The organism is Streptomyces sp. NPDC048461 (assembly GCF_055587105.1).
This window is the reverse complement of sequence record NZ_JBVJGW010000001.1, coordinates 561,840-585,686: the sequence shown is the minus strand read 5'-3', so window position 1 is coordinate 585,686 and position 23,847 is coordinate 561,840. Positions and strand designations below refer to the sequence as shown.

The window sequence follows — 23,847 nt, the reverse complement described above, 5'->3', positions numbered from 1 at the left end:
AGGCCGCTCGAATCCTGGGCACGCGTCCACTCTACGGAGGTCCCGCAAGCTCACCGCCCCACATCGGCCAGCTTCGCGCGCAGTTGCAGCACCGACTTGGTGTGGATCTGACTGACGCGGCTCTCGGTGACGCCCAGCACGTTGCCGATCTCGGCCAGCGTGAGGCCCTCGTAGTAGTAGAGGGTGACCACCGTCTTCTCCCGGTCGGGCAGCGTGTTGATGGCCCGGGCCAGCAGGCGCCGCAGCTCGCGGTCCTCCGCGACCTCCACCGGGTCGTCGGCGGCCCGGTCCTCCAGGGTGTCCATCAGCGAGAGGCGGTCGCCGCCCTCCCCGCCGACGTGCAGGAGCTCTTCCAGGGCAACGACGTTCGCCAGGGACAGCTGACTGAAAACGGTGTGGAGGTCCTCCACACCGATCCCCATCTCGCCCGCGACCTCGCTCTCGGTCGGGGTGCGCCGCAGCTGGGCCTCCAGCGTGGCGTACGCGCGTTCCACGGCCCGGGCCTTCTGGCGGACGGAGCGGGGGATCCAGTCCAGCGCCCGCAGCTCGTCGATCATCGCGCCGCGGATCCGGGTGATCGCGTACGTCTCGAACTTGATCGACCGCTCGATGTCGAACTTCTCGATGGCGTCGATCAGGCCGAAGACCCCGGAGGAGACGAAGTCGGCCTGCTCCACGTTGGGCGGGAGGCCCACGCTGACGCGGCCCGCGACGTACTTCACCAGGGGTGAGTAGTGCAGGATCAGCTGCTCCCGCAGCCGCTCGTCACCCGAGTCCTTGTACGAACGCCACAGCACCTCCAGGGACGAGGGTGCGGTGGACCGCACGCCGCCGCGGGCTGCGGGGGGCACCGCAGCGCGGTCGGACCCTGAGGTGTGCTGGGGCATGCTTCGCCTTTGCCGGAGCCGGATTCCTTGGGAGCGTAGCGTGACGGAAGTGTCGCGGTGCGCGAAGAGTACGGGATCGCGCAGGGCCTCGACGGCGTCCGGACTCGCGCGGCCGACCCGGGACCGGCGCTGGGCGCACGGTCCCGGCTGCTGCCGCCGGGAGCACCGCGTCTCTCATCGGTTTCACTCTTTCACCGGAACGCCCCAGGTCAACGACCGCCTCGCCGGGCGGCGCCGGTTTGCGTGCGCGTTCCAGGTGTTTGTCTGCTCAACTGCCAGACGTCGCCCTGCCGTTCGACGAACCCCAGAGAGTGAAGTTCGTACAGTCTGCCGATGACTTCATCGGTGCCGGTGCCGGAGGCACGTGCCAACTCCGCGACGTCCGCGGGCCGGCCCGCCGGGAGCGCTTCGAGCACCCGGACGGTGTCGCGGTCCAACAGGTCCCGGGCGAGCACCGGTCCGCGCCGCTCGGGGGCCAGTTCCCCGATCGAGCCGACCAGTTCGACGACCTCCGCCGCGTCGGAGACGAGCACGGCCTCGCCCCGCAGCAACTCGTGCACCCCCGCGGAGAGTCCGCTCGTCGCGGGCCCCGGGACACCCATCGTGAACCGCCCGAGCTGCTGGGCGCGCCGGGCGGTGACCAGGGAGCCGCTGCGGTGCGCGGCCTCCACCACCACGGTGCCCCGCGTGAGGGCGGCGATGACCCGGTTGCGCAGGACGAACCGGCTGGGGGTGGGGTGGCTGCCGGGCGGCAGTTCCCCGAGGACCAGCCCCTGGCCGGCGATCCGGCCGAGGAGCCCGGCGTGGCCGCGCGGGTAGGAGACGTCCACGCCACAGGCCAGCACCGCCGCGGTGGCGCCGCCCGAGGCGAGGGCCCCGCGGTGGGCGGCGCCGTCGATCCCGTACGCCGCGCCGGAGACGACGACCCAGCCCCGCTCGGCCAGGCCGGCCGCCAGGGTCTGTGCCATGTGGGCGCCGTACGGGGTGCAGGCCCGGGCCCCCACGACGGCCACCGAACGCAGCGCCCAGGTCCGCAGGTCGGGCCGGCCCCGCAGCCACAGCCCGACGGGGCGGGCGTCGCCGAGGTCGTCGAGCTGGGTCGGCCACTCCGCCGCTCCGGGACACACGAACCGGCCCCCCGCCGCGGCGGCCAGCTCCAGGTCCCGCCGCGGCTCGGCCAGCGCGGCCCGTCTGCGGTATCCGGCGAGCCGGTCCGGCCGCACCCCGGTGAGCACGCCCGCCGCGTGCTCGGGGCCGGTCAGGAGCCGCATCAGCCCCACGGCGCCGTGCTCGCGCAACCAGCGGCCGCCGCGCTCCTCCCCGGGCTCCAGCACCCGGGTCAGCGCGGCCCGCGCCAGCAACTCCCCCTCCCTCCGCGGTTCCACCCCCGTCCACCGCTCCGGCGGACCACCCGGGCTCGCATCGGGCCGCGGCTCCGGGACCCGGCCCCCCTCCGGCTGCGCCGCGGGCTCCGGAGCCGGCTCCGGCCGCCGCGCCGGCGGAGGGCCCGGGCACCACTCCGGCTCCGGCGGCGGCCCCGGCAGGTACTCCTGACCCGGCGGACGCTCCGAGCCCTCCGGCCCGGTCATGCCGCGGCCCCCGGCTCCAGCGTCGCCCCGCGGGCGATCCCGGTCCGCAGTTCCAGCGCGACGGCCACGTCCAGCGCCTCCGGCCGGTCCCGCCCCCGCAGGTCGGCCACGGTCCACGCGACCCGCAGCACCCGGTCGAGCCCGCGGGCGCTGAGCAGCCCGCGCTCCAGGTCCCGCTCGGCCTGCGCCAGTGCGCCGGGGTCCACCGGCCACCGGGTGCGCAGCTCCTGCCCGGGCACCTCGGAGTTGAGCCGCCAAGGGGTTTCGGCGAGCCGGAGGGCCGCGCGTTCCCGGGCCTCGCGGACCCGGTCGGCGACGACCGCCGTGGGCTCCCCCCGGCCGCCCTGCCGGAGCAGGTCGGAACGGGTGACCGGCTCCACCACCACCCGCAGGTCCACCCGGTCGAGCAGGGGCCCCGACAGCCGGGCCTGGTAGCGCCGGATCACGGAGGCCGGGCATTCGCACCCCTGCCCCTGGAGGGTGTGCCGCCCGCACGGGCAGGGGTTGGCGGCGAGCACCATCAGGAACCGTGCGGGCAGCCGCACCACTCCGGCGGCGCGCGCGATGACCACGTGGCCCGATTCGAGGGGCTGGCGCAGCGCGTCCAGCGCCCGGCCGTGGAACTCCGCGGCCTCGTCCAGAAACAACACGCCCCGGTGGGCCAGGGACACGGCGCCCGGCCGGGGGATCCCGTTCCCACCGCCCACCAGGGACTGCATGGTGGCGGAGTGGTGGGGCGCGCAGTAGGGCGGCCGGGCGACCAGCGGCTCGCCGGGCGGGAGGATCCCCGCGACCGAGTAGACGGCCGTGACCTCCACCGACTCCCGGCGTCCGAGCGGCGGGAGGATCCAGGGCAGCCGCTCCGCCAGCATCGTCTTGCCCGCCCCGGGCGGCCCGCTGAGGAAGAGGTGGTGGCCCCCCGCGGCCGCCACCTCCAGGGCGCGGCGCGCACCGAGCTGCCCGGCCACGTCGGCGAGATCGGGGGCTTCGGCGCAGTCGCCCCGGCCCGGGGTGATGCCCGTACCGAGCCCCGCCCCGGGGAGCACCAGCCCGGCCAGCATCGGGTCGGGCCGCCCCGGCGGGCCGAGGTGCTCCTCCTCGGGGACCGCGCCGCCCGTCAGCACCGCGATCAGCTGCCGCAGGCTGCGCACGCCGAGCACGGACACGTCGGGCACGAGCGCGGCCTCGGCGGCGCACTGCTGCGGGACGACCACCTGCCGGTAGCCGGCCTCCGACGCCGCGAGGACGGCGGGCAGGATCCCCCGGACCGGCCGGACCCGGCCGTCCAGTCCGAGCTCGCCGATCAGCACGAGATCGGCGATCGCCGCCGGGTCGACCACCTCGGCGGCCCCCAGCACGGCCGCCGCGACGGCGAGGTCGAAGCCGGCGCCGGACTTCGGTACGGAGGCGGGGCTCAGCCCGACCGTGAGCTTCTTCTGCGGCCAGGCCGCCCCGGAGTTCACGACGGCGGCCCGCACCCGGTCCCGGCTCTCGACCAGGGTCTTGTCGGGCAGCCCCACGAGGGTGAAGGCGGCCACTCCCGGTTCCAGGTCGGCCTGGACCTCCACCACCACGCCGTCGACGCCCACCAGGGCGACGGAACAGGCTCGGGCGAATCCCATCACGCCACCCCCCGGACGTGTTCCACCACGGGGGCCCCGCGTCGCGGCAGCACGACCCCGACGAGGTCGATCCGCACGCCGCCCGGGGGCGGTCCGCCGTGGTCCACGAGCCAGCGCCCGGCGAGGCCGCGCAACCGCTCCGCCTTGCCGGGCCGCACCGCGGCCATGGGGTGTTCGAAGACGCCCGCCCGGCGGGTCTTGACCTCGCAGACGACGAGGGCGTCCCCGTCCCGCGCCACGATGTCGATCTCCCCGCCGCGACACCGCCAGTTCCGCGCGATCACGGTCATCCCGGCCTCGGTCAGCCGGCGCGCCGCCAGCTCCTCGCCGTACCGCCCCAGCGCCTGCCGCGCCACGTCCTTCGTGTCCATTCGGCACCACCTCCGGCACCGACGATCCCGCGCCCCCGCCCACCCCGTGGATCTTGGTGGACAACCGCGGCGTTGTGGATATCCCCGTCACCCCCAGGGGGGACGACCGCGGCCGGCCTGCCCGTGGTCGACGGGGCGGAGGCCGGCCGCTCGGAAGTCAGCCGCGCGAAGGCCGGCCGCTCGGAGATCAGCCGCTCGGAAGTTCGAGGTCGCTCTTGTTGAGCTCCTCGATGTTGACGTCCTTGAAGGTCAGCACCCGCACCTGCTTCACGAAACGGGCCGGCCGGTACATGTCCCAGACCCACGCGTCGGCCATCGAGACCTCGAAGAAGACCTCCCCCTGGACCGAGTGCACCTGCATCTCGTAGTCGTTGGTGAGATAGAAACGGCGTTCGGTCTCGATCACGTACTTGAACAGCCCGACGACGTCGCGGTACTCCCGATAGAGCTTCAGCTCCATCTCGGTCTCGTACTTTTCGAGGTCCTCGGCACTCATGGCATGTTCCCCTTCAGCCGTGCGTCCCCCTATTGTGCGCCAGGCCCCCGCGCCCCTAAACGATTTCCGGGGCCAGGACCACCGGCGCACCCGGAGGACCGTCGTCGAGCAGCGTACGGAGCAGCTCGGCGAGTCTGGTCGGGTACACCGTCTCACGGGCCGACAGCAGTTCCCCGGAGGTCCACCACCTCGCTCCGGTGACGCTGCGCCGCTCGAGTGCGGTGAGGCCGCCCATCTCGGTCGCGGTCTGGGCGGTACGGGCCAGGAAGTACCACTCGTCCTGCTCCCAGCGGCGCCCGTCGAAGGGGAAGGAGCAGTACCGGTGCCACAGCACCGGGCCCAGCTCCACCTGTGTGATCCCCGTCTCCTCCGCCAGCTCGCGCAGCGCGGCCTCCTCGCGGCTCTCCGTCCCCTCCAGGCCGCCGCCCGGGGTGAACCACCAGGTCTCGGCCGGGTCGGCCGGTTCGAAGCCGTGCAGCAGGAGGATCCGGTCCGCGGGATCCAGCAGGACCACCCGCGCGACCTTGCGCACCTCGGGGCCGGGCGCCGGGTCAGCCGGCATCGGCCCGCTCCCTGCGCCGCCCGCGCCCCAGGACCCGTACGAGAGGCCCGTACGCCGCCCCCAGCGCCACCAGCACGGCTCCGACGGCCACCGCCGCCACCTGGAGCTGCAGGGGGCCGGGCCGGGACACGCCGCCGGGCAGCGCCTCGTACGTCCGCGGCCGCTCCAGCATCCCCGCGGAGGGCCAGGCGAGCGCGTCCACCCGGGCGTCGACCGCCGACCGCGGCACGGTGCCCTGTCCGGCCTCCTGGAGGTGGGACCGGGAGTCCAGCGAGGCGCCCCGCCGGTCGCCCAGCAGGAAGAGGTTCCCCTCGGGCACCGTGACCTCGAAGGGGGTGCCGGGGGGCGCGGCCTGCCCGGGCGGCAGGGCGAGAGCGGGGTCCGGACGGGTGTCGTCGATGTAGGGCTCGTCCAGCGGCGTTCCGTTCACGGTCAGCTCGCCGGCCGCGCCGCAGCACTTCACGGTGTCGCCGCCGACGCCGACGACCCGCTTGACCATGGGCAGGTCGCTCCACTCGGTGTCGGTGAAGACGACCACGTCCCCGCGGCGCACCTCGGCGCCCCCGATGCGCTGCGCCAGCACCCGGTCGCCGGGACGCACCGTGGGCATCATCGAATCCGTCGGCACGGTGTAGGGGCGGTAGACGACCGCCCCCCACACGAAACCGCCGAGGAAGAGCGCGAAGCCGACGGCCACGGCGATCCCCGACAGCACGTTGCCGAGACCACCGTGGCCGTTCCTGCCACCGCGTATTGCTTGTGTTCCGCTTGCTTGTGTTCCGCCCATTGCAGCGCCCCCACACTCGGAGATCGTCGACCTGGGCGGCACCCTACCGGTCGGTACGACCGCTGGTCAGCCTCCGGCGACGCCACATCACGAGCGGCACCGCGCCGGTGAGGCCCAGCGCGGCCGGGCCCAGCCCGACCGGCGCCAGCCCGGACGCCCCGAGGCCGAGCGCGACGGCCGCGGCCTGGTTGCCGATGCCGGGCTGGTCGAAGGTGTCCGGGATCGGCAGGGTGGACCAGCGGGTGATCGGCCACGCGACCACCACGGCCCGCCCGACGACCTTGTCGACCGGCACGAAGCCCTTCGTGGAGTCCTGCATGTGGTAGCGGGAGTCCTGGGAGTTCTGCCGGTGGTCGCCCATCACCCAGATCTTGCCCTTGGGCACGGTGATCGGGCCGAACGGCATGTCGTCACAAGGGGTGTTGCCGGGGAAGATGTACGGCTCGTCCAGCTCCTTGCCGTTGACGACGACCGGCCCCCCCTTCTTGCACTCGACCGTGTCCCCGCCGATGGCGATGGTCCGCTTGATCAGGTCCTTCTCCTCCGCGGAGGGCATGAGACCGATCCAGCTCAGCGCCTTCTGCGCGATGTTGGGCTCCGGGGTGGGCTCTCCGGACAGCCAGGCGGCCGGGTCGTGGAAGACCACGACCTCACCGCGCTCGGGCTCGGAGCCGAACCACGGGGTCAGCTTGTCCACCAGCACCCGGTCGCCCCGCTGCAGGGTGTCCTGCATGGAGTCGGACGGGATGGAGAACGCCTGCACCAGGAACGTCTTGATCAGGAGGGCCAGCAGCAGGGCGATGCCGATGAGGAGCGGCAGCTCCTTCCAGAACGAGCGGTGCGGATGCGCCGCGGTACCGCCGTCCTCGGTCTCGCGCTCGACGGCGTCGTCCGGCCGCTCCTCGCCCTCGTCGCGTCCGGATCGTGCGCCTACCGCCACATCCCCCACATCCACTCCTCACTCGGAAAATCACCGCCCGCCGGAATCAGACGCGGGCCCTCCCCTCCCTTAACGAGCGGGAGTTCCCTAAGGCGCGGGAGACCGAGGACACACTATGCGAACGGCGCGCCCCGTCCGCGCCCACGGCGGCCGCGTCCCCCGCGGCGCGCCTGATCGGGCACCGTGCGGAAGGTCGCGGGCTGTTCCAGCCGGCGCCAGTGGCCGAAGGGCCAGGCGATCACGACGGCCTCGCCGACGACGCCGTTCTCGTCGATGGTGCCTTCGAAGGCCTCGTCGAGGTGGAAGCGCGAGTCGGCCGATCTGGCCCGGTGGTCGCCCATCACGAACAGCCGCCCCGCGGGCACCCGCACCTCGAAGCGGATCTCGGAGGGCGCGTTGCCGGCGTTCACGTACGGCTCATCGAGCGGCGCGCCGTTGACGGTGACCCGGCCCCGGCCGTCGCAGCACGCGACGGTGTCGCCGCCGACGCCGATGACGCGCTTGATCAGGTCCTGCTCGTCGGCCGAGGGCAGGAGGCCGATGAAGGTCAGGGTCTGCTTGACCTGCTTGACCCCGATCGGGTCCCGGGCGGGCCGGGCCGCCTCGCCCTGGAGCCATCCGCCCGGGTCCTTGAACACGACGACGTCCCCGCGCTGGACGGCGGATCCGAACCACGGGGTGAGCTTGTCCACCAGCACCCGGTCGCCGATCCGGATGGTCTGCTCCATCGAGCCGGACGGGATGAAGAAGGCCTGCACCAGGAAGGTCTTGAGCACCAGGGCTATGCACAGCGCCACGACCACGAGCAGCGGCAGCTCGCCGGCCCGGCGGGTGCGGCGCCGCCGTCGTACGCGGCGGGCCAGCCTGCGCCGCTGGGCGCGGCCGCCCTCCGCCGCGACGGGCTCCGGCTCCGGCTCGGGGGGCGGCTCGGGCTCCCGGTCGCGTCTCGACCGCCCCCGGCTACCCACGGCCACCGCCCGCGGAACCCCAGCGGGTCACCGGCCAGCCGATCCAGTCGGCCCGCCCGATCACGTTCTCCACCGGCACCATCCCCCCGCCCGGTTGCCCCAGGTGGTCCCGGGAGTCCCGGGACTGGGAACGATGATCCCCCATCACCCACAGGGTCCCCAGGGGGACCACGATCCGGAAGGGCACCTGTGACGGCGCGTCACCCGGGTACAGGTACGGCTCGTCGAGCGCGACCCCGTTGACCTGCACCCGCCCGCCCGCGTCGCAGCACACCACGTCGTCGCCGCCGACCCCCACGACCCGCTTCACGAAGTCGGAGTCCGAGGGCTCGGCCAGTCCGAGCGCGGACGCCGCGCCGTGCAGGGCCACGCCGATCGGATGGTCCTCGGGACGCTCCGGCACGAAGGAGCCCGTGCCGTCGAAGACCACGAGGTCCCCGCGGCGCGGTCCGTCGCCGAAACGGTACGCCAGCTTGTTCACCAGCACCCGGTCCCCGACCTCGAACGTCGGCTCCATCGAGCGGCTCGGGATCAGGAAGGGCTGCACGACGAAATTGCTGAACAGCAGCAGCAGGACGGTGCAGCCCACACCGAGCGCGGCGGCCCGCCGCCAGGTGAACGAACGCCGGCCCCCGGACAACGCACAACGCGACCGCTCCTCCCCCTCGACGGGGGAAGAGTGGCCGCGTTGCGTGTGAGGTGCTTCGGTGTCCATCGGGAACGAGCCTATCCGGCCGCCCCCGGACCCCGGAGGGGACCTCAGAAGTCGCGCTTCTCCTTGATCTTCGCGGCCTTGCCGCGGAGCTCACGGAGGAAGTACAGCTTGGCGCGGCGGACGTCACCGCGGGTGACGAGCTCGATCTTCTCGAAGATCGGGGAGTGCACCGGGAAGGTACGCTCCACGCCGACGCTGAAGGAGACCTTGCGGACCGTGAAGGTCTCGGAGACACCGGCGCCCTGGCGGCGGATGACTACGCCCTTGAACTGCTGGATACGGGAGCGGTTGCCCTCGATCACGCGGACGTGGACGTTGACGGTGTCACCCGGGCGGAAGGCCGGGACGTCCGAGCGGAGCGCGGCGGCGTTGACGCCATCGAGCAGGTGAGACATGTTCTTCGTCTGCTTTCTTCGCACGACGCCACAGGTCGCCGGTGCGGGTTTCCGGAGAGAATTCGGGAGCCGTGCCACCCAGCGGACGACGGTCCCCCTGTGGCAGGGGCGTCCACGAGCACACAGCAGCCGCCTATTCTTCCACGGCCTGCGGCCTGAGCCAAAATCGCCCGTCGGCGGACGGCTTCCAGCCCAGGATCGAGAGGATCTCGCGGTCCTTCTTGTCGAACGCGGTGGCCTCGCAGCGCTCGATCAGGTCCGGACGGTTGCGGGTGGTCCGCCGGAACGCCTCGTCCCGCCGCCAGCGGGCGATCTTCCCGTGGTGTCCGCTGACGAGCACGTCCGGGATCTCCCGGCCGCGCCACTGCGGGGGCTTGGTGTAGACGGGCCCCTCCAGGAGGTTCGCCATCTCGCCGGGCGCGAAGGAGTCGTCCCGGTGCGACTCGGCGTTGCCGAGCACGCCGGGCAGCAGTCGCGCCACCGCCTCGGTGATCACGAGGACGGCGGCCTCGCCGCCCGCCAGCACGTAGTCGCCGATGGAGACCTCGTACACCGGCATCCGCGTCGCGTACTCGTCCATCACCCGGCGGTCGATGCCCTCGTAGCGGGCCGGCGTGAAGACCAGCCAGGGCCGCTCGGAGAGCTCGACGGCCAGCTCCTGGGTGAAGGGACGGCCGCTGGGCGTGGGGACGACCAGGACGGGCCCGCGCGCCCCCGACTCGTAGCCGTCGGCGAGCGCCGCGTCCAGGGCCTCGCCCCACGGGCCGGTCTTCATGACCATGCCGGGGCCGCCGCCGTACGGGGTGTCGTCGACCGTGTTGTGCCGGTCGTACGTCCAGTCGCGCAGGTCGTGCACGTGCACGTCGAGCTGGCCGCGGGCGCGGGCCTTGCCGACGAGGGAGACGTTCAGCGGCTCCAGGTACTCGGGGAAGATCGTGACGACGTCGAGACGCATCAGGCTTCGTCCCCGGCGTCGCGCGCCGAGGCGACCTCCGCCCGGTCGTCGATCAGCCCGGGGGGCGGCGTGATGACGCAGCGCTGCTCCTCCAGGTCGATCTCGGCGACGATCTCCTCGACGAAGGGGATCATCACCTCGGTGCCGTCGGGCCGTTCGACGATGAAGAGGTCCTGCGAGGGCAGGTGGGAGATCTCGGTGATCCGGCCGACCTCGGTGCCGTCGGCGAGGACCACGTCGAGGTCCATCAGCTGGTGGTCGTAGTACTCGTCGGGCTCCTCCGGCAGCTCCGCCGGGTCCACCTCGGCGATCAGCAGGATGTTGCGCAGCGCCTCGGCGCCGGTGCGGTCCTTGACGCCGGCGAAGCGCAGCAGCAGCCGTCCGCTGTGCACCCGGCCCGTCTCGATGGTCAGCGGTCCCGCCGACGCCGGATCGGTGCGCAGGACGGCGCCCGGGCCGAGCCGCAGCTCGGGCTCGTCGGTGCGCACCTCCACGGTGACCTCACCCTTGATGCCGTGGGCGCGGCCGATCCGCGCGACTACCAGCTCCACTGTGCTCTCCTGTTCAGACGACGACGGGCCGGGGCGGGCACGTATGCCCTCCCCGGCCCGTGCCGGTGATTCATTCTTGCGATGGACGCGGTCTCAGCGGACCTGGTCCACGTCGACGAGGTCGACGCGGATGCCACGGCCGCCGATGGCGCCCACGACAGTACGCAGAGCACGTGCGGTGCGGCCGTTGCGGCCGATCACCTTCCCGAGGTCGTCCGGGTGGACCCGGACCTCGAGAACCTGTCCGCGGCGCAGGGTGCGCGAGGCGACCTGCACTTCGTCGGGGTTGTCCACAATGCCCTTCACGAGGTGCTCAAGAGCCTCCTCGAGCATGCTCAGGCCTCGGTCGACTCGGCGGTGGCCTCAGCCTCGTCCGCCTTCTTGTCGGCCTTCTTCGCCTTCTGCGTGATGGCGTCGCCCTTGCCCTCGCCGATGCCCTCGAGGGCCTTGGCGAACTCGTCGAAGGTACGGCGCTTGCTCTCCTTGGTCTCCGGCTGCAGCAGCGGCGCGGGGGCCGGGAGGCCCTTGTGCGCCTGCCAGTCACCGGTCAGCTTCAGGATGGCGAGCACAGCCTCGGTGGGCTGGGCGCCGACGGACAGCCAGTACTGCGCACGCTCGGCGTTGACCTCGATGCGCGACGGGTTGTACGTCGGGTGGTAGATACCGATCTCTTCGATCGCGCGACCGTCACGGCGGGTGCGGGCGTCGGCGACGACGATGCGGTAGTGCGGCTGGCGAATCTTGCCGAGGCGCTTGAGCTTGATCTTGACTGCCACTGGAGTGGTGTCTCCTGAACTTGACGTGGTTGGGCACATGAGATGCCACGTGGGGTTGCGGTACTCGGGTGCCCGATGGACGCGTCAGCCGGAGGAGAGAGGGGTCCTATGCGACTGTCGAGTACAGCTGTCCATTGTGCCATACGCCCGCGGGGGTGCCGCGCGGGGTCAGGAGGCGACCGCGATCGCGACCTCGGGGATGCGGAAGGGCTTCATGCAGCCCCCGCAGACGATCGGCGCCTGGGCGAGTACGGAGGGGACGACCCGTACGTTGCGGCCGCAGTCGCAGACGGCCTTGACGCGCACGCCGCCGCCGGAGGAGCCGTGCCGGGCGGCCGGTCCGCGGAAGCTGCGCTTGGTGTCGGCGGCAGTGGCCGCCGTATGGGCCTTCAGGGCCCGCTGGAGCCGCTCCATCGTGGGCCGGTAGCGCTTCTTGGCCTCGGGGTTGAGCGTGACCAGGGAGAAGCCGCTGCTGGCATGCGGCTCGTCGGAGTGGTCCAGCCCCATCTCCTCGGCGATCGCGAGGAATCTGCGGTTGTGGTACCGACCGGCGCGCGAGGTGTCACGGACTCCGCGGGCGGCGGCGATGCCGTGGACTGCCTCGTGCAGCAGTCGCTCGAAGGAGAGGGCGGCGCCACAGGCGGACGACGACTCTCCGATCAGGGACTCGGGCGCGGCAAGGTCAGGCAGCTCGGGGTGGTACCGCTGAATATCGGCCCACGCCTGCGCCAGCTCTGCGGCGAGTACAGGTGGTGTCGTGCTCACGTCGTAACAACGAGCCGGGGTGCCCCGGTGTTCCGATTCCGGGCCATTCCAAATTTTTTGCACGTACCAGTCAGTTCAGTCTCATGCGTCATGACGAGGACGGGTGCGCAGATCCCCGGAGGAGTCGGTACGTAACGACGACTACGCCCCGGCGCACGGCCCGAGCCGTGCGCCGGGGCGCGGTCTGCCGGTCAGTACGAGCGCGCGACGATCGCGAGGGTGCCGGGGGCGTCGTCCGTCTCCGGGACCGAGCCGTCGGCGGCGATCAGGCAGCGGACGGAGACGGCCTGCTCGGCCAGCTTCGCCTCGCCCTCGGGACCGAGGTCCGCCCACGGGATGCGCGCCCAGCCACCGGCGATGGCGGCCTCGGCGGCCTCCTCGATGGTCGCCACGTCCGTCGTGCGGGACTCGCGGCGCTCGCGGGACTCGCGCAGCAGCTGCGCCTGGTCCTCCTCCAGCACCGTGGGCAGCAGGCCGGCGAGCGCGTCGATCTGCACCGGGGTCTTGCCGCCCGGGATGCGGCGGGCCAGCATCGCGGTGCCGGCCTCCAGGTCGCGGGGGCCGATCTCGACGCGGACCGGTACGCCCTTGAGCTCCCAGTCCACGGCGCGGCGGCCGAAGGGGGTGTCGACGCGGTCGTCGACGTGCACCCGCAGGCCCGCGGCCTTCAGCAGGGCGCCCACCTCGCGGACCTTCGCCACGGCCTCGTCGCCCTTGATCGCCATGACGACGACCTGGACGTGCGCGAGGCGCGGCGGGACGCGCAGGCCGTTGTCGTCGCCGTGCGACATGATCAGGCCGCCGACCATGCGGGTCGAGACGCCCCACGAGGTCTGCCAGACGAGCTCCTGCTTGCCTTCCTTCGACAGGTACTGCGTGTTGAAGGCCTTGGCGAAGTTGGTGCCGAGCTCGTGGCTCGTGCCCAGCTGCAGGGCCTTGCCGTCGCCCATCATGCCTTCGAGGGTGAGGGTGTTGATGGCGCCGGCGAAGCGCTCCTTGGCGGTCTTGCGGCCGAGCACGACGTCGATGCCGAGCACGTTCGTCATGAAGTCGCCGTAGACGTCGCGGTGGATCCGGGCCGCGTAGTCGCGGGCCTCCTCGTACGTGACGTGCGCGGTGTGGCCCTCCTGCCAGAGGAACTCGCTCGTACGGAGGAACACGCGCGGACGCATCTCCCAGCGGACCACGTTGGCCCACTGGTTGATGAGCAGCGGCAGGTCGCGGTAGCTCTGGACCCACTTCGAGAAGTAGTCGTTGATGATCGTCTCGGAGGTGGGCCGGACCACGACCGGCTCTTCCAGCTCCTTGCCGCCGCCGTGCGTGACGACCGCGAGCTCGGGGGCGAAGCCCTCGACGTGCTCCGCTTCGCGCGTCAGGTACGACTGCGGGATGAACAGCGGGAAGTACGCGTTCTGGGCGCCCGCGTCCTTGATCCGCGCGTCCATCTCCTGCTGCATCCGCTCCCACAGGCCGTAGCCGTACGGCCGGATGACCATGGTGCCGCGGACCGGACCGTTGTCGGCCAGCTCGGCCTTGTTGATCAGATCCTGGTACCAGCGGGGGAAATCCTCCGCCTGCGGGGTGAGAACGGGTGCCTTTGCCATGGCGCGAATGGTACGGCGCCCGGCGCACCGAGCGTGAATCGGGTGGCTCCCTCCTCTGGACGCGGGGGCAAATGGGGAGTTCCCTGTCAACGGGGGCACGGGGGCGACACGGAATCAGGAGCGCTCTTTCGATGACATCGACGCCGACGGCGACGCTCGTCGCCCGGGACTGGGCGGAGATCCAGGAACGGATGCTGGTACCGCTGTACGAAGCGGTCTACGACCGGCTGGAGGTCGGGCCGGGAGACCGGCTGCTGGACCTCGACTGCGGGGCGGGGCTGCCCCTGCTGCTGGCGGCCGGGCGGGGAGCCGCGGCCACGGGCGTGGAGGCGGATCCGGCCCGGCGGGCGCTGGCCCGGGAACGGCTGCTGGAGGTGCTGGAGGACCCGCCGGCGCCGGCCCGCCCGTACGACGCCCTGCTGGCCTTCTCGCCCGAACCGGAGGCCCTGGCCGCGGCCCTGCCGGCCGTCCGTCGGGGCGGGGCGGTGGTGCTGGCCGACTGGGGCCCGGCGGAACGCTGCACGGTCCCGTCGGTGCTGGGCGGCGGCCCGGCGCCCCGGGACCTGGACGCGCTGGTGGAGCGGGCCGGGCTGCGGCCGGACGGCTCGGGGCGGGTGTTCTGCCCGTTCGGGTACGCGGACGTGGACAGCGCGGTGCGCGGGCTGCTGTCGACGGGGCTGTACTCCGTCGGGGACGAGGAGGCTCCCGGGGCGGCCGGCGCCGCGCCCTGCGGGAGGGCCGACTCCTCGCTGGCGGAGAAGGAGCTGACGGAGGCCCTTCACCCGTACGAGCGGACCGACGGCGCCGTCTGGCTGCCGAACATCTTCCGGTACGTGATCGCCCGGGTGGCGTAACCGGCCGCCGCGGAAACGGGAGGGCCCCGTCCGGGTGCCTTCCCGGACGGGGCCCTCCTGCGCTGCGGTCGGGCGACCGCGGCGGCCGTGCCTCGCGGCCTACTTCATGAACTTCTTGAACTCGTCGGGAAGGTCGAAGTCCCCGCCGTCCTGGGCGCCCGCGGGAAGCCCGAAGGGGTTGCCGCCGGGCGCGGGCTCGATCGCCTGCGGTCCCTGCTCGCGGCGGGCCGCGGCTGCGGCCTCCTCTTCCCTGCGCTTCATCGGGTTGCCGCTCTTGCGCTTGCCCTTGGCCTGCTTGATCTGCTTCTTCTGCCGGCCGGGACCGCCGCCCATCCCGGGGATGCCGGGCATCCCCGGCATGCCGCCGCCCTGCGCCATGCGGGACATCATCTTGCGGGCCTCGAAGAAGCGCTCCACGAGCGACTTGACGGCGCTGACCTCGGTGCCGGAGCCCTTGGCGATGCGGGCGCGGCGCGAGCCGTTGATGATCGTCGGGTCCTGGCGCTCGGCCGGGGTCATCGACTTGATGATCGCGGCGGTGCGGTCCACGTCGCGCTCGTCGATGTTGTTGATCTGGTCCTTGATCTGACCCATGCCCGGGAGCATGCCGAGCAGCTTGGAGATGGAGCCCATCTTCCGGACCTGCTCCATCTGGGCCAGGAAGTCGTCGAGCGTGAACTCCTTGGGGCCCTTGGCGAGCTTGGCCGCCATCTTCTCGGCCTCGGCCTGCGAGAAGGTCTTCTCGGCCTGCTCGATGAGGGTGAGCATGTCACCCATGTCGAGGATGCGGCCCGCCATGCGGTCCGGGTGGAACGCGTCGAACTCGTCGAGCTTCTCGCCGTTCGAGGCGAACATGATCTGCTTGCCGGTGACGTGCGCGATGGACAGCGCGGCGCCGCCGCGGGCGTCGCCGTCGAGCTTGGAGAGCACGACGCCGTCGAAGCCGACGCCGTCGCGGAAGGCCTCCGCGGTGTTGACCGCGTCCTGGCCGATCATCGCGTCGACGACGAAGAGGATCTCGTCGGGGCTGACCGCGTCGCGGATGTCGGCGGCCTGGCGCATCAGCTCGGCGTCGATGCCGAGGCGGCCGGCGGTGTCGACGATGACGATGTCGAACTGCTTGGTGCGCGCGTACTCGATGGAGTCCTTGGCGACGGCGACCGGGTCTCCGACGCCGTTGCCCGGCTCGGGCGCGTAGACCGCGACGCCCGCGCGCTCGGCGACGACGGAGAGCTGGTTGACGGCGTTGGGGCGCTGGAGGTCGCACGCCACGAGGAGCGGGGAATGGCCCTGCCCCTTCAGCCACAGGCCGAGCTTTCCGGCGAGGGTGGTCTTTCCGGCGCCCTGGAGGCCGGCCAGCATGATCACGGTGGGGGCGGTCTTGGCGAACCGCAGCCGGCGGGTCTCGCCGCCGAGGATCGTGACGAGCTCGTCATTGACGATCTTGAGGACCTGCTGGCCCGGGTTCAGGGCCTTGCTGACCTCTTCACCGCGCGCGCGTTCCTTGACGTTCGCGATGAAGGAGCGGACGACGGGGAGCGCGACGTCGGCCTCGAGGAGCGCGATACGGATTTCCCGGGCCGCTGCGTCGATGTCAGCCTCGGACAGCCGGCCTTTGCCGCGCAGGCCCTTGAAGGTATTCGCCAAGCGGTCGGAGAGCGTATCGAACACGGTGGTCGCGATTCCTCGGGTCGGGGGCGGTGTGGTCGTCCACCAGGGTATCGGGCCGCGCCGCCGGCCCGGCCCTTCGGTCCGCATTCCCCTCTCCGCCGGCCCGTTCCCCGGGGCGGACCCCCGGGGAACGGGCCGGAGCGGCGTGCGGCGCTCAGGCCAGCGCGGCCTGCACCGAACGGGCCAGGGCCGCCGCTCCCGCGGCCGGCAGGGGCTTGCCGTCGCCGTCGACCACGTACACGGTGTCCACCGCGTCGGCGCCCGGCGTGGAGACGTGGGCGCTGCGCACCCGCACGCCCGCCGCCTCCAGGGCGCGGCCGATGCGGTGCAGCAGCCCGACCGCGTCGGGGGCGCGCACCTCCAGGACCGTGGCCAGGGAGGACACGTCCGGGACCACGGTGACGCGGGGCGGCGGGGGCACGACCCCGCGCCGTCGCGGGTACGCCGCCTCGCGGTCCGCCAGCTTCGCCGGGACGTCCAGCGAGCCGTCCAGGGCCCGGATCAGGTCGGTGCGCAGCCGGGCCGACTCCGGCAGCGAGCCGTACTCCGCCGCGACCCGCCAGCGGAACACCAGCACCTCCCCCGGCAGGTCGGGCAGTTCCAGCGAGCGCAGTTCGGCCGCGCGCACGGTGAGCCGGTGCAGGGCCAGCACCCCGGCCACGGCGGGGAGGATCCCGGGCTGGTCCGGGACGGCGACGACCAGCTCCACGCCGACAGCGTCGTCCTCCTCGCGGCGGGCGTGCAGGGCGAGGACGGGCTCCCGGGTGCGCAGGGCCTCGATCGCGAGGCGTTCCTGCTCGGTGGTGGGGATCTCCAGCTCCCGCACCGCCGGGGTCGCGCCCCGCAGTACGGCGGCGACCCGGGCCACGAGGTCGGCGACCAGCGATCCGCGCCAGGTGCTCCACGCGGCGGGCCCGGTGGCCAGGGCGTCCGCCTCGGTGAGGGCGTGCAGTATCTCCAGCGTGGACGGGGACCCCACGGCCTCGGCGACCGCGCGGACCGTCGCGGGGTCGTCCAGATCGCGCCGGGTCGCGGTGTCGATCAGCAGCAGGTGGTGGCGTACGAGCGTGCCCAGCACGGCCACGTCCTCGGCGCCGAAGCCGACGCGGGCGGCGACGTCGCGCGCGATGGTCTCGCCGGCCACCGAGTGGTCGCCGGGCCAGCCCTTGCCGATGTCGTGGAGCAGTGCGGCCGTCAGCAGCAGGTCGGGGCGGCCGACCCGGCGGGTGAGCGCCGAGGCCCGGACGGCCGTCTCGATCAGGTGGCGGTCGACGGTCCAGGTGTGGACGGGGTTGCGCTGCGGGCGGCAGCGGACCCGCTCCCAGTCGGGCAGCAGGCGGCTGATCAGCCCCTCCGCCTCCATGGCCTCCCAGACGCCGACCATCGGCTCCCCCGAGCCCAGCAGCGTCAGCAGCTGCTCCCGGGCCTCGGCGGGCCACGGCACGGGCAGTGCCTTGGCCTGCGCGGCGAGCCGGCGTACGGAGTGCAGCGAGACGGGCAGGCCCGCCTGCGCGGCGGCCGCGGCGAACCGCAGCGGCAGCACCGGGTCCCGGTCGGGCCGGGCGGCCAGGGCCAGTACTGCCTCGCCGTCGGCCTCCACGACGCCCTCCGCGAGCGGCGCCCGTTCGGTGGCGGCCTGGCCCCGGCCGCCGAGCAGACCGCGCAGCCGGGGTTTGGCCGCGCGGGCGCGCAGGACCCGTCCGACCTCGCGCCAGGTGACGTCGCCGGCGTACGAGACCACGCGCGCGGCCTCGTAGACCTGGCGGAGCAGGGCGTCCGCGTCGAGCAGTCCGAGCTGACCCGCGACCTGGTCCTGTTCCTGGAGGGAGAGCCGGTCGGTGGCCCGGCCGGTCACCAGGTGCAGGGCGTCGCGGGCGTCCAGCAGACGGCGCCGGGCTTCGCCGAGGCCCTCGCGGGGGGCGTCGGCCAGCCAGGAGGCGGCGACCGCCCGCAGCGCGGTGACGTCCCGGAGGCCGCCGCGGGCCTCCTTGAGGTCGGGTTCGAGCAGGAAGCGGAGCTCACCGGCCCGCTCGGCCCGCTCGCGGCACAGCGCGTGCAGCTCCGGGAGCCGTTTGGCGGCCTGGTTGCGCCAGTCGGCGAGGACCGAGGTCCGCAGGCCGGCCAGCAGCCCGGCGTCACCGGCGACGGGCCGGGCGTCGAGCAGTCCGAGGTGCACCTTCAGGTCCTCGGCGGCGGTCTTGCGGGCCTCCGCCGGGGTCCGTACCGAGTGGTCGAGGGCGAGGCCGAGGTCCCACACCGGGTACCAGATCCGGTCCGCGAGGGCGCTCAGCGCCTGCGCGCCGGCCTTGCCGTCGTGCAGCAGCACCAGGTCGAGGTCGCTGCGCGGGGAGAGCTCCCCGCGTCCGTAGCCGCCGACGGCGACCAGGGCGGCGCCCCGGACGCCCGTCTCCCGTGCGGCGGTCTTGAACAGGCCGTTCAGCCAGTCGTCGGTCAGGCCGGCCAGGGCGGAACGCCGTGACGGCCCGGACCGCGACTCCTCCTGGAGGAGTCGCAGCCGGGCCGCGGCGTATCCGCTGGGTCCCGAGTCGGCCGTGTGGTCCGTGGTCTCTTCGACGCTCGTCACCCGGGAGCTCCCGTCACCTAGAGCGCGTCAGCGCCGCGCTCGCCGGTGCGGACCCGTACGACCGAGTCCACGGGGACGCTCCACACCTTGCCGTCGCCGATCTTGCCGGTCTGGGCGGCGCTCACGATGACCCGGATCAGCTCCTCGGCCTCCGCGTCGTCGACCAGCACCTCGATGCGGATCTTGGGGACGAGGTCGACCTGGTACTCGGCGCCGCGGTAGACCTCGGTGTGGCCGCGCTGGCGGCCGTAGCCGCTGGCCTCGGTGACCGTGAGCCCCTGGACTCCGAAGGCCTGGAGGGCCTCCTTGATCTCGTCCAGCTTGTGCGGCTTGACGATCGCGGTGATCAGCTTCATGCGTCAACCTTCTTGCTCGCGGCGGGGGCGGGGGCGGCGGTGTTGCGCGAGGCGGCGCCGCCGCCGGCTCCGCTGAAGTCGTAGGCGGTCTCGGCGTGCTCGACCTGGTCGATGCCGGCGACCTCGACGTCCTCGGTGACCCGCATCCCGATCGTCTTGTCGAGGAGGAAGGCGAGGACCGCGGACACCACGAGAGAGTAGGCGAGGACGGCGAAGACGCCGATGGCCTGCTTGCCGAGCTGTTCCAGGCCGCCGCCGTAGAAGAGGCCGGCCACGTCGGACTGGACGCCGCCGGTGGCGAAGAGGCCCACCAGCAGGGAGCCGGCGACGCCGCCGACGAGGTGGACGCCGACCACGTCGAGGGAGTCGTCGTAGCCGAACTTGTACTTGAGGCCGACCGCCATGGCGCACAGCACACCGGCGATGGCGCCGACGGCGATCGCGCCGAGCGGGCTGACCGCACCGCCGGAGGGGGTGATGGCGACGAGTCCGGCGACCGCGCCGGAGGCGGCGCCCAGGGTGGTGAAGGAGCCGTGGCGCAGCTTCTCGTAGGCGAGCCAGGCGAGCATGGCGGCGGCGGTGGCGACCTGGGTGTTGACGAACATGACCGCGCCGACGCCGTCGTCGTTGCCGAGCCAGGAGCCCGCGTTGAAGCCGAACCAGCCGAACCACAGGAGGCCCGCGCCGAGCATCACGAGCGGGAGGCTGTGCGGGCGCATCGGGTCCTTCTTGAATCCGACGCGCTTGCCGATGACCAGGATCACGCCGAGGGCGGCGGCGCCCGCGTTGATGTGGACGGCGGTGCCGCCGGCGAAGTCGATGACGCCGAGCTCGAAGAGCCAGCCGCCGGCGCCCCACACCCAGTGGGCGACGGGGAAGTAGACGACCGTGACCCACAGGGCGGTGAACAGGGCCCACGCGCTGAACTTGACGCGGTCGGCGAGGGCGCCGCTGATCAGGGCGGGGGTGATGACGGCGAACATCAGCTGGAAGACGGCGAAGACGTAGACCGGGATGGTGTAGCCGTCCCAGAGCTCGGTGATCCCGATGCCGCTGAGGCCCACGTAGTCGGAGTTCCAGCCGATCAGGGAGCCCGAGTCGGTGCCGAAGGCGAGGCTGAAGCCGTAGAGGACCCAGAGGATCGTGACGATCCCGAGGCTGATGAAGCTCATCATCAGCATGTTGAGGCTGCTCTTGACGCGGACCATGCCTCCGTAGAAGAAGGCGAGTCCCGGGGTCATCAGCATGACCAGGGCGGAGCAGATGAGCATGAACCCGGTGTTCGCGGCAGACAGCGTCGGGGCGTCTGCCGCGAGGGTCGTGATGGCTGATGCCATCGGCGTCTCCTCGTCGTCGGTACGTTCGCGTGCGGGCGATCGTGAAAACCTGAGCGGCGTTAAGGGCTCCGGCCTGATGGGGGCTGGCCGGTTATTGCCCTGAGATTCACGCAGGCCGGTTTCCGGCGGCGCCGCTCAGTGTTTCGCCGCGATGACGAAGAGGTCGGGGCTGTTACGGGACGATGAACGGCGTATCCGCCGATCGGGTGGGTGCGGCGGCGGCCCGCCGCCCGCGCGGGAGCGGGCGCGGTGCGGCGGCGAAGAGCAGCCGGCCGCGGCAGTACCCGGACGTCCTGGCTGGGGGAGCCTGATCGGGCTTCACGGGGTGAACTGCCGCGGCCGGGGCCTCGGGGACGGCCGCAGGGCCGTCAGACGGCCTCCGCGGCTTCGGGGAGCCGGGAGGCGAGGTGGTCGGTGAGCCGGACGATGTCGGCGACGTCGCCGTATTCACGGGCGGCGGCGTCGACGGTCTTGCGCAGGCGGGTGTTCACCCGTTCGGACCGCACCTTTCCCGCCACGTCCAGGGCCCGCCCGACCAGGACGGCGGCCTGTTCGGGCTCGCGCTGGAGCAGGTGGACGGTGGCCATGCCGACGAGGTTGAGGGCGTAGGAGCGCTGGTGGACGTCGTCCTTCTCGAAGAGCTCGACGGCCCGCGCCATGACGGGCTCGGCGAGGGAGGCGTACGTGGGGCTGCGCCCGGCGACGTAGGCCAGGTCCCGGTAGGAGTGGGAGTTCTCGCCGTTCAGCTCGGCCTCGGAGAAGAAGCGGATCCAGTCGGGCTCGGGTTCTTCGCCGAAGCCGACGTCGGAGAAGGTGTCCTCGGCCATCCGCACGGCCCGCTTGCAGCGGCTGGGCTGCCCCATGTTGGCGTAGGCGCGGGCCTCCATCGCATACAGCATGGCCTGGGTGCGCGGGCCGGCGCAGTCGCGGCTGCCGTACTGGGCGAGGTGGATGAGTTCCAGGGCGTCGTCGGGGCGGCCGAGATGGATCATCTGGCGGCTCATGCCGGAGAGGATGTACGAGCCCAGCGGCTTGTCCCCGCCCTCCTTGGCGGCGTGCAGCGCGAGGACGAAGTACTTCTGCGCGGTGGGGTGCAGGCCGATGTCGTAGCTCATCCAGCCGGCGAGCTCGGCGAGCTCGGCGGCGACCTTGAAGAGCCGCTTCATGACCGGGGCCGGGTGGTTCTCCTGGAGCAGGTCGGTGACCTCGTGGAGCTGGCCGACGACGGCCTTGCGGCGCAGGCCGCCGCCGCACTGGGCGTCCCACTGGCGGAACATCACGGTGGTCGCGTCGAGCAGGTCGAGTTCGGGCTCGGACAGGCGGGGCGCCCGGGGGCCGCCGGCGGTACCGGACGGGCCCGCCTCCGGCCGGCCGGGCTCGGCGGGCGGCACGGGGACGAGCCAGCGCTGCATGGGCTCGATGAGTGCGGGGCCGGCGGAGAGGGCGAGGGAGGGCCCGAGGAAGCCGCGGCGGGCCAGCATCAGGTCGCTGCGGGAGAACTCCCCGAGCAGTTCGACGGTCTGCGGGCCGGCCCACGGGAGGTCGACGCCGGAGACGGAGGGGGTCTGGTGGGCCGTGCGCAGCCCGAGCTGCTCGATGGCGACGACGGAGCCGAAGCGCTCGGAGAACAGCTCGGAGAGGATCCGCGGGACGGGCTCGCGGGGCTGCTCGCCGTCGAGCCAGCGGCGCACGCGGGAGGTGTCCGTGCTGATGTGGTGGGCGCCCATCTGGCGGGCCCGGCGGTTGACCTGGCGGGCGAGCTCGCCCTTGGACCAACCGCTGCGGACGAACCAGGAGCCGAGCTGTTCGTTGCGCGCAGCAGACTCCTCGTTCGTTCCGCTTGCGCCGTTGCCGCTCACTGGAACGCCCCCATCCACTCACGCCTCTTCCACACGAAACCCTGGCCGGGGCGGCACCTGCCGCCAGGGGCCTTCACAAGTCCTTCACACATTGCCTGCGGCATACCCACGTACGGGTCCACCTTCGGGCTTCGTGCACCGAAAGTAATCCTACGATCACCCCTTACGCGAGGTCGACCGTGGAAACGCCACCATTCGCCACCCCTTCGAATGAACTCGCCATCCGCCAGGCGCGATTCACTTGACACCGAGGTGAAACGGATCGGTTGGACTGGAGTGCGCCAGGGGCGCGCGCGGCGAGGAGTGCGCCGGGCAGCCCTCCGAGGGCACCTGCCGGCGGAGCTCCGCCGGCAGGTCCGGCCGACGTCGTAACCACCGGCGCGTCCGACCCGTTGGAGGGGGCATGGGCATGGGCTTCACGATCGGCGGCAGCCGAAGCACCAGGGAATTCCGTTCCGGCGCCCGGCGCCGCGGCCGGACCGCGGAGTGCACCGCGGTGGCGGAGTACACCGGGCTGTGGGGCTGGGACGCCGTCCCCGGGGCCCGCGCCGCCGGGCCCGGACGGGACTGCTCCTGCGGCGACGCGCGGTGTACGGCCCCCGGGGCGCACCCCCTGGCGTTAGCCCCCGCGGTCCCGGCCGGCGCCACCCTCGACGAGGTGGCCGAGGCCTGGGGCGACTATCCGGGGGCGGCGGTGCTCCTCCCGGTGGGCCGCTCCTTCGACGTCATCGAGGTCTCCGAGGAGGCTGGGCGGCGGGCGCTGGTCCGGCTGGAGCGGATGGGCCTGCCGCTCGGCCCGGTCACCGCGACCCCGGACGGCCGGGCGCAGTTCTTCGTGGCCCCGGGCGCGGCGGCGGGGCTGCCGCAGCTGCTGTACCGGATGGGCTGGGACGACGCCGACCTCGACCTGCGGGCGCTGGGCCAGGGTGCCTTCGTGACGGCCCCGCCCTCCGACCGGGGCGGGCTCGGGCCGGTCGGCTGGCTGCGTCCGCCGGCGCTCGACTCCGCCGGGGACCCGCCGCAGGCCCGGCTGCTGCTCGGCACCCTCGCCTACATCTGCCACCGGCTGCGCGGCTGAGCCGACTCCTGCGGACGTGGGGGGGGGGGGGGGGGGGGGGGGGGGGGGGGGGGGGGGGGGGGCGGGGCCCCGGGGGCCGGCCCGTCAGCCGATGACGCGGGTCGCGCCGTCGAGGCGTCCCGGAC

At 73.0% G+C, this 23,847-nt stretch carries 24 protein-coding genes; 2 read left to right on the top strand and 22 right to left on the bottom strand.

What is annotated here, in order from left to right:
* Window positions 1-50: 50 nt before the first annotated feature.
* The 17 genes from whiG to proS form a co-directional block, all read right to left on the bottom strand.
* Window positions 51-887, bottom strand: coding sequence for an RNA polymerase sigma factor WhiG (gene whiG, locus ACZ6S8_RS02600; RefSeq protein WP_469451691.1), 837 nt, complete (start codon window positions 885-887; stop codon window positions 51-53).
* 209 nt (window positions 888-1,096) lie between these two features.
* On the bottom strand, window positions 1,097-2,272 hold the full coding sequence (dprA, locus tag ACZ6S8_RS02595) for a DNA-processing protein DprA (protein WP_469451689.1): 1,176 nt from the start codon (window positions 2,270-2,272) through the stop codon (window positions 1,097-1,099).
* A 200-nt stretch (window positions 2,273-2,472) separates the two neighbouring features.
* A complete protein-coding gene (locus tag ACZ6S8_RS02590; protein ID WP_469451688.1) occupies window positions 2,473-4,098 on the bottom strand; it encodes a YifB family Mg chelatase-like AAA ATPase in 1,626 nt (541 codons plus the stop codon).
* Window positions 4,098-4,469, bottom strand: a complete 372-nt coding sequence (locus ACZ6S8_RS02585) for a YraN family protein (RefSeq protein ID WP_386527204.1) — start codon at window positions 4,467-4,469, stop codon at window positions 4,098-4,100. Before ACZ6S8_RS02585 ends, ACZ6S8_RS02590 begins: the two co-directional genes overlap by 1 nt.
* 187 nt (window positions 4,470-4,656) lie before the next feature.
* On the bottom strand, window positions 4,657-4,965 hold the full coding sequence (locus ACZ6S8_RS02580) for a DUF2469 domain-containing protein (RefSeq protein WP_003993268.1): 309 nt from the start codon (window positions 4,963-4,965) through the stop codon (window positions 4,657-4,659).
* Between the two features lie 55 nt (window positions 4,966-5,020).
* On the bottom strand, window positions 5,021-5,527 hold the full coding sequence (locus ACZ6S8_RS02575) for an NUDIX hydrolase (RefSeq protein WP_469451685.1): 507 nt from the start codon (window positions 5,525-5,527) through the stop codon (window positions 5,021-5,023).
* Entirely contained in the window at window positions 5,517-6,314 is a 798-nt protein-coding gene (lepB, locus tag ACZ6S8_RS02570) for a signal peptidase I (protein WP_469451683.1), read from the bottom strand. The genes ACZ6S8_RS02575 and lepB (ACZ6S8_RS02570) overlap by 11 nt, the downstream gene beginning before the upstream one ends.
* Window positions 6,315-6,357: 43 nt before the next feature.
* Entirely contained in the window at window positions 6,358-7,254 is an 897-nt protein-coding gene (gene lepB, locus ACZ6S8_RS02565; RefSeq protein ID WP_469451900.1) for a signal peptidase I, read from the bottom strand.
* A gap of 113 nt (window positions 7,255-7,367) precedes the next feature.
* Complete coding sequence (gene lepB, locus ACZ6S8_RS02560; RefSeq protein WP_469451682.1) at window positions 7,368-8,228, bottom strand: signal peptidase I; 861 nt, start codon at window positions 8,226-8,228, stop codon at window positions 7,368-7,370.
* Window positions 8,215-8,937 carry a signal peptidase I gene (gene lepB, locus ACZ6S8_RS02555; protein ID WP_469451680.1) on the bottom strand — a complete coding sequence of 241 codons (723 nt, stop codon included), beginning with the start codon at window positions 8,935-8,937 and terminating at the stop codon, window positions 8,215-8,217. The genes lepB (ACZ6S8_RS02560) and lepB (ACZ6S8_RS02555) overlap by 14 nt, the downstream gene beginning before the upstream one ends.
* A 44-nt stretch (window positions 8,938-8,981) precedes the next feature.
* Window positions 8,982-9,332 (bottom strand): 50S ribosomal protein L19, encoded by a 351-nt coding sequence (rplS, locus tag ACZ6S8_RS02550; protein WP_383932300.1) that lies wholly within the window; start codon window positions 9,330-9,332, stop codon window positions 8,982-8,984.
* 133 nt (window positions 9,333-9,465) lie between these two features.
* The gene (gene trmD, locus ACZ6S8_RS02545; RefSeq protein ID WP_469451678.1) at window positions 9,466-10,287 is read right to left on the bottom strand and encodes a tRNA (guanosine(37)-N1)-methyltransferase TrmD; all 822 of its coding nucleotides are present in this window, start codon (window positions 10,285-10,287) and stop codon (window positions 9,466-9,468) included.
* A complete protein-coding gene (gene rimM / locus ACZ6S8_RS02540) occupies window positions 10,287-10,838 on the bottom strand; it encodes a ribosome maturation factor RimM (RefSeq protein ID WP_383932296.1) in 552 nt (183 codons plus the stop codon). The genes trmD and rimM overlap by 1 nt, the downstream gene beginning before the upstream one ends.
* Before the next feature lie 93 nt (window positions 10,839-10,931).
* Complete coding sequence (locus tag ACZ6S8_RS02535) at window positions 10,932-11,171, bottom strand: RNA-binding protein (RefSeq protein ID WP_330332869.1); 240 nt, start codon at window positions 11,169-11,171, stop codon at window positions 10,932-10,934.
* Between the two features lie 2 nt (window positions 11,172-11,173).
* On the bottom strand, window positions 11,174-11,614 hold the full coding sequence (rpsP, locus tag ACZ6S8_RS02530) for a 30S ribosomal protein S16 (protein WP_267717590.1): 441 nt from the start codon (window positions 11,612-11,614) through the stop codon (window positions 11,174-11,176).
* Between the two features lie 168 nt (window positions 11,615-11,782).
* A complete protein-coding gene (locus ACZ6S8_RS02525) occupies window positions 11,783-12,379 on the bottom strand; it encodes a hypothetical protein (RefSeq protein ID WP_351270027.1) in 597 nt (198 codons plus the stop codon).
* A 191-nt stretch (window positions 12,380-12,570) separates the two neighbouring features.
* Complete coding sequence (gene proS, locus ACZ6S8_RS02520; RefSeq protein ID WP_469451675.1) at window positions 12,571-13,983, bottom strand: proline--tRNA ligase; 1,413 nt, start codon at window positions 13,981-13,983, stop codon at window positions 12,571-12,573.
* A 131-nt stretch (window positions 13,984-14,114) separates the two neighbouring features.
* Between proS and ACZ6S8_RS02515 the strand changes: the two genes are divergently transcribed.
* Window positions 14,115-14,837: a class I SAM-dependent methyltransferase gene (locus ACZ6S8_RS02515; protein WP_469451673.1), complete on the top strand. Its 723-nt coding sequence runs from the start codon at window positions 14,115-14,117 to the stop codon at window positions 14,835-14,837.
* Window positions 14,838-14,936: 99 nt separating this feature from the next.
* Here ACZ6S8_RS02515 and ffh read toward each other — a convergent pair whose 3' ends face one another.
* The 5 genes from ffh to nsdA all read right to left on the bottom strand — a co-directional run bounded on the left by ffh (window position 14,937) and on the right by nsdA (window position 22,644).
* Window positions 14,937-16,508, bottom strand: coding sequence for a signal recognition particle protein (gene ffh / locus ACZ6S8_RS02510; protein WP_469451671.1), 1,572 nt, complete (start codon window positions 16,506-16,508; stop codon window positions 14,937-14,939).
* Between the two features lie 154 nt (window positions 16,509-16,662).
* Window positions 16,663-19,092, bottom strand: coding sequence for a [protein-PII] uridylyltransferase (locus tag ACZ6S8_RS02505; RefSeq protein ID WP_469451670.1), 2,430 nt, complete (start codon window positions 19,090-19,092; stop codon window positions 16,663-16,665).
* Between the two features lie 17 nt (window positions 19,093-19,109).
* A complete protein-coding gene (locus ACZ6S8_RS02500) occupies window positions 19,110-19,448 on the bottom strand; it encodes a P-II family nitrogen regulator (RefSeq protein ID WP_267717597.1) in 339 nt (112 codons plus the stop codon).
* Window positions 19,445-20,785 (bottom strand): ammonium transporter, encoded by a 1,341-nt coding sequence (locus ACZ6S8_RS02495; RefSeq protein ID WP_383932282.1) that lies wholly within the window; start codon window positions 20,783-20,785, stop codon window positions 19,445-19,447. The genes ACZ6S8_RS02500 and ACZ6S8_RS02495 overlap by 4 nt, the downstream gene beginning before the upstream one ends.
* Window positions 20,786-21,153: 368 nt before the next feature.
* The gene (nsdA, locus tag ACZ6S8_RS02490) at window positions 21,154-22,644 is read right to left on the bottom strand and encodes a transcriptional repressor NsdA (RefSeq protein WP_469451668.1); all 1,491 of its coding nucleotides are present in this window, start codon (window positions 22,642-22,644) and stop codon (window positions 21,154-21,156) included.
* Between the two features lie 409 nt (window positions 22,645-23,053).
* Here nsdA and ACZ6S8_RS02485 point away from each other — a divergent pair, with 409 nt between their 5' ends.
* Window positions 23,054-23,722, top strand: a complete 669-nt coding sequence (locus ACZ6S8_RS02485) for a bifunctional DNA primase/polymerase (RefSeq protein ID WP_469451898.1) — start codon at window positions 23,054-23,056, stop codon at window positions 23,720-23,722.
* Window positions 23,723-23,847 lie beyond the last annotated feature (125 nt).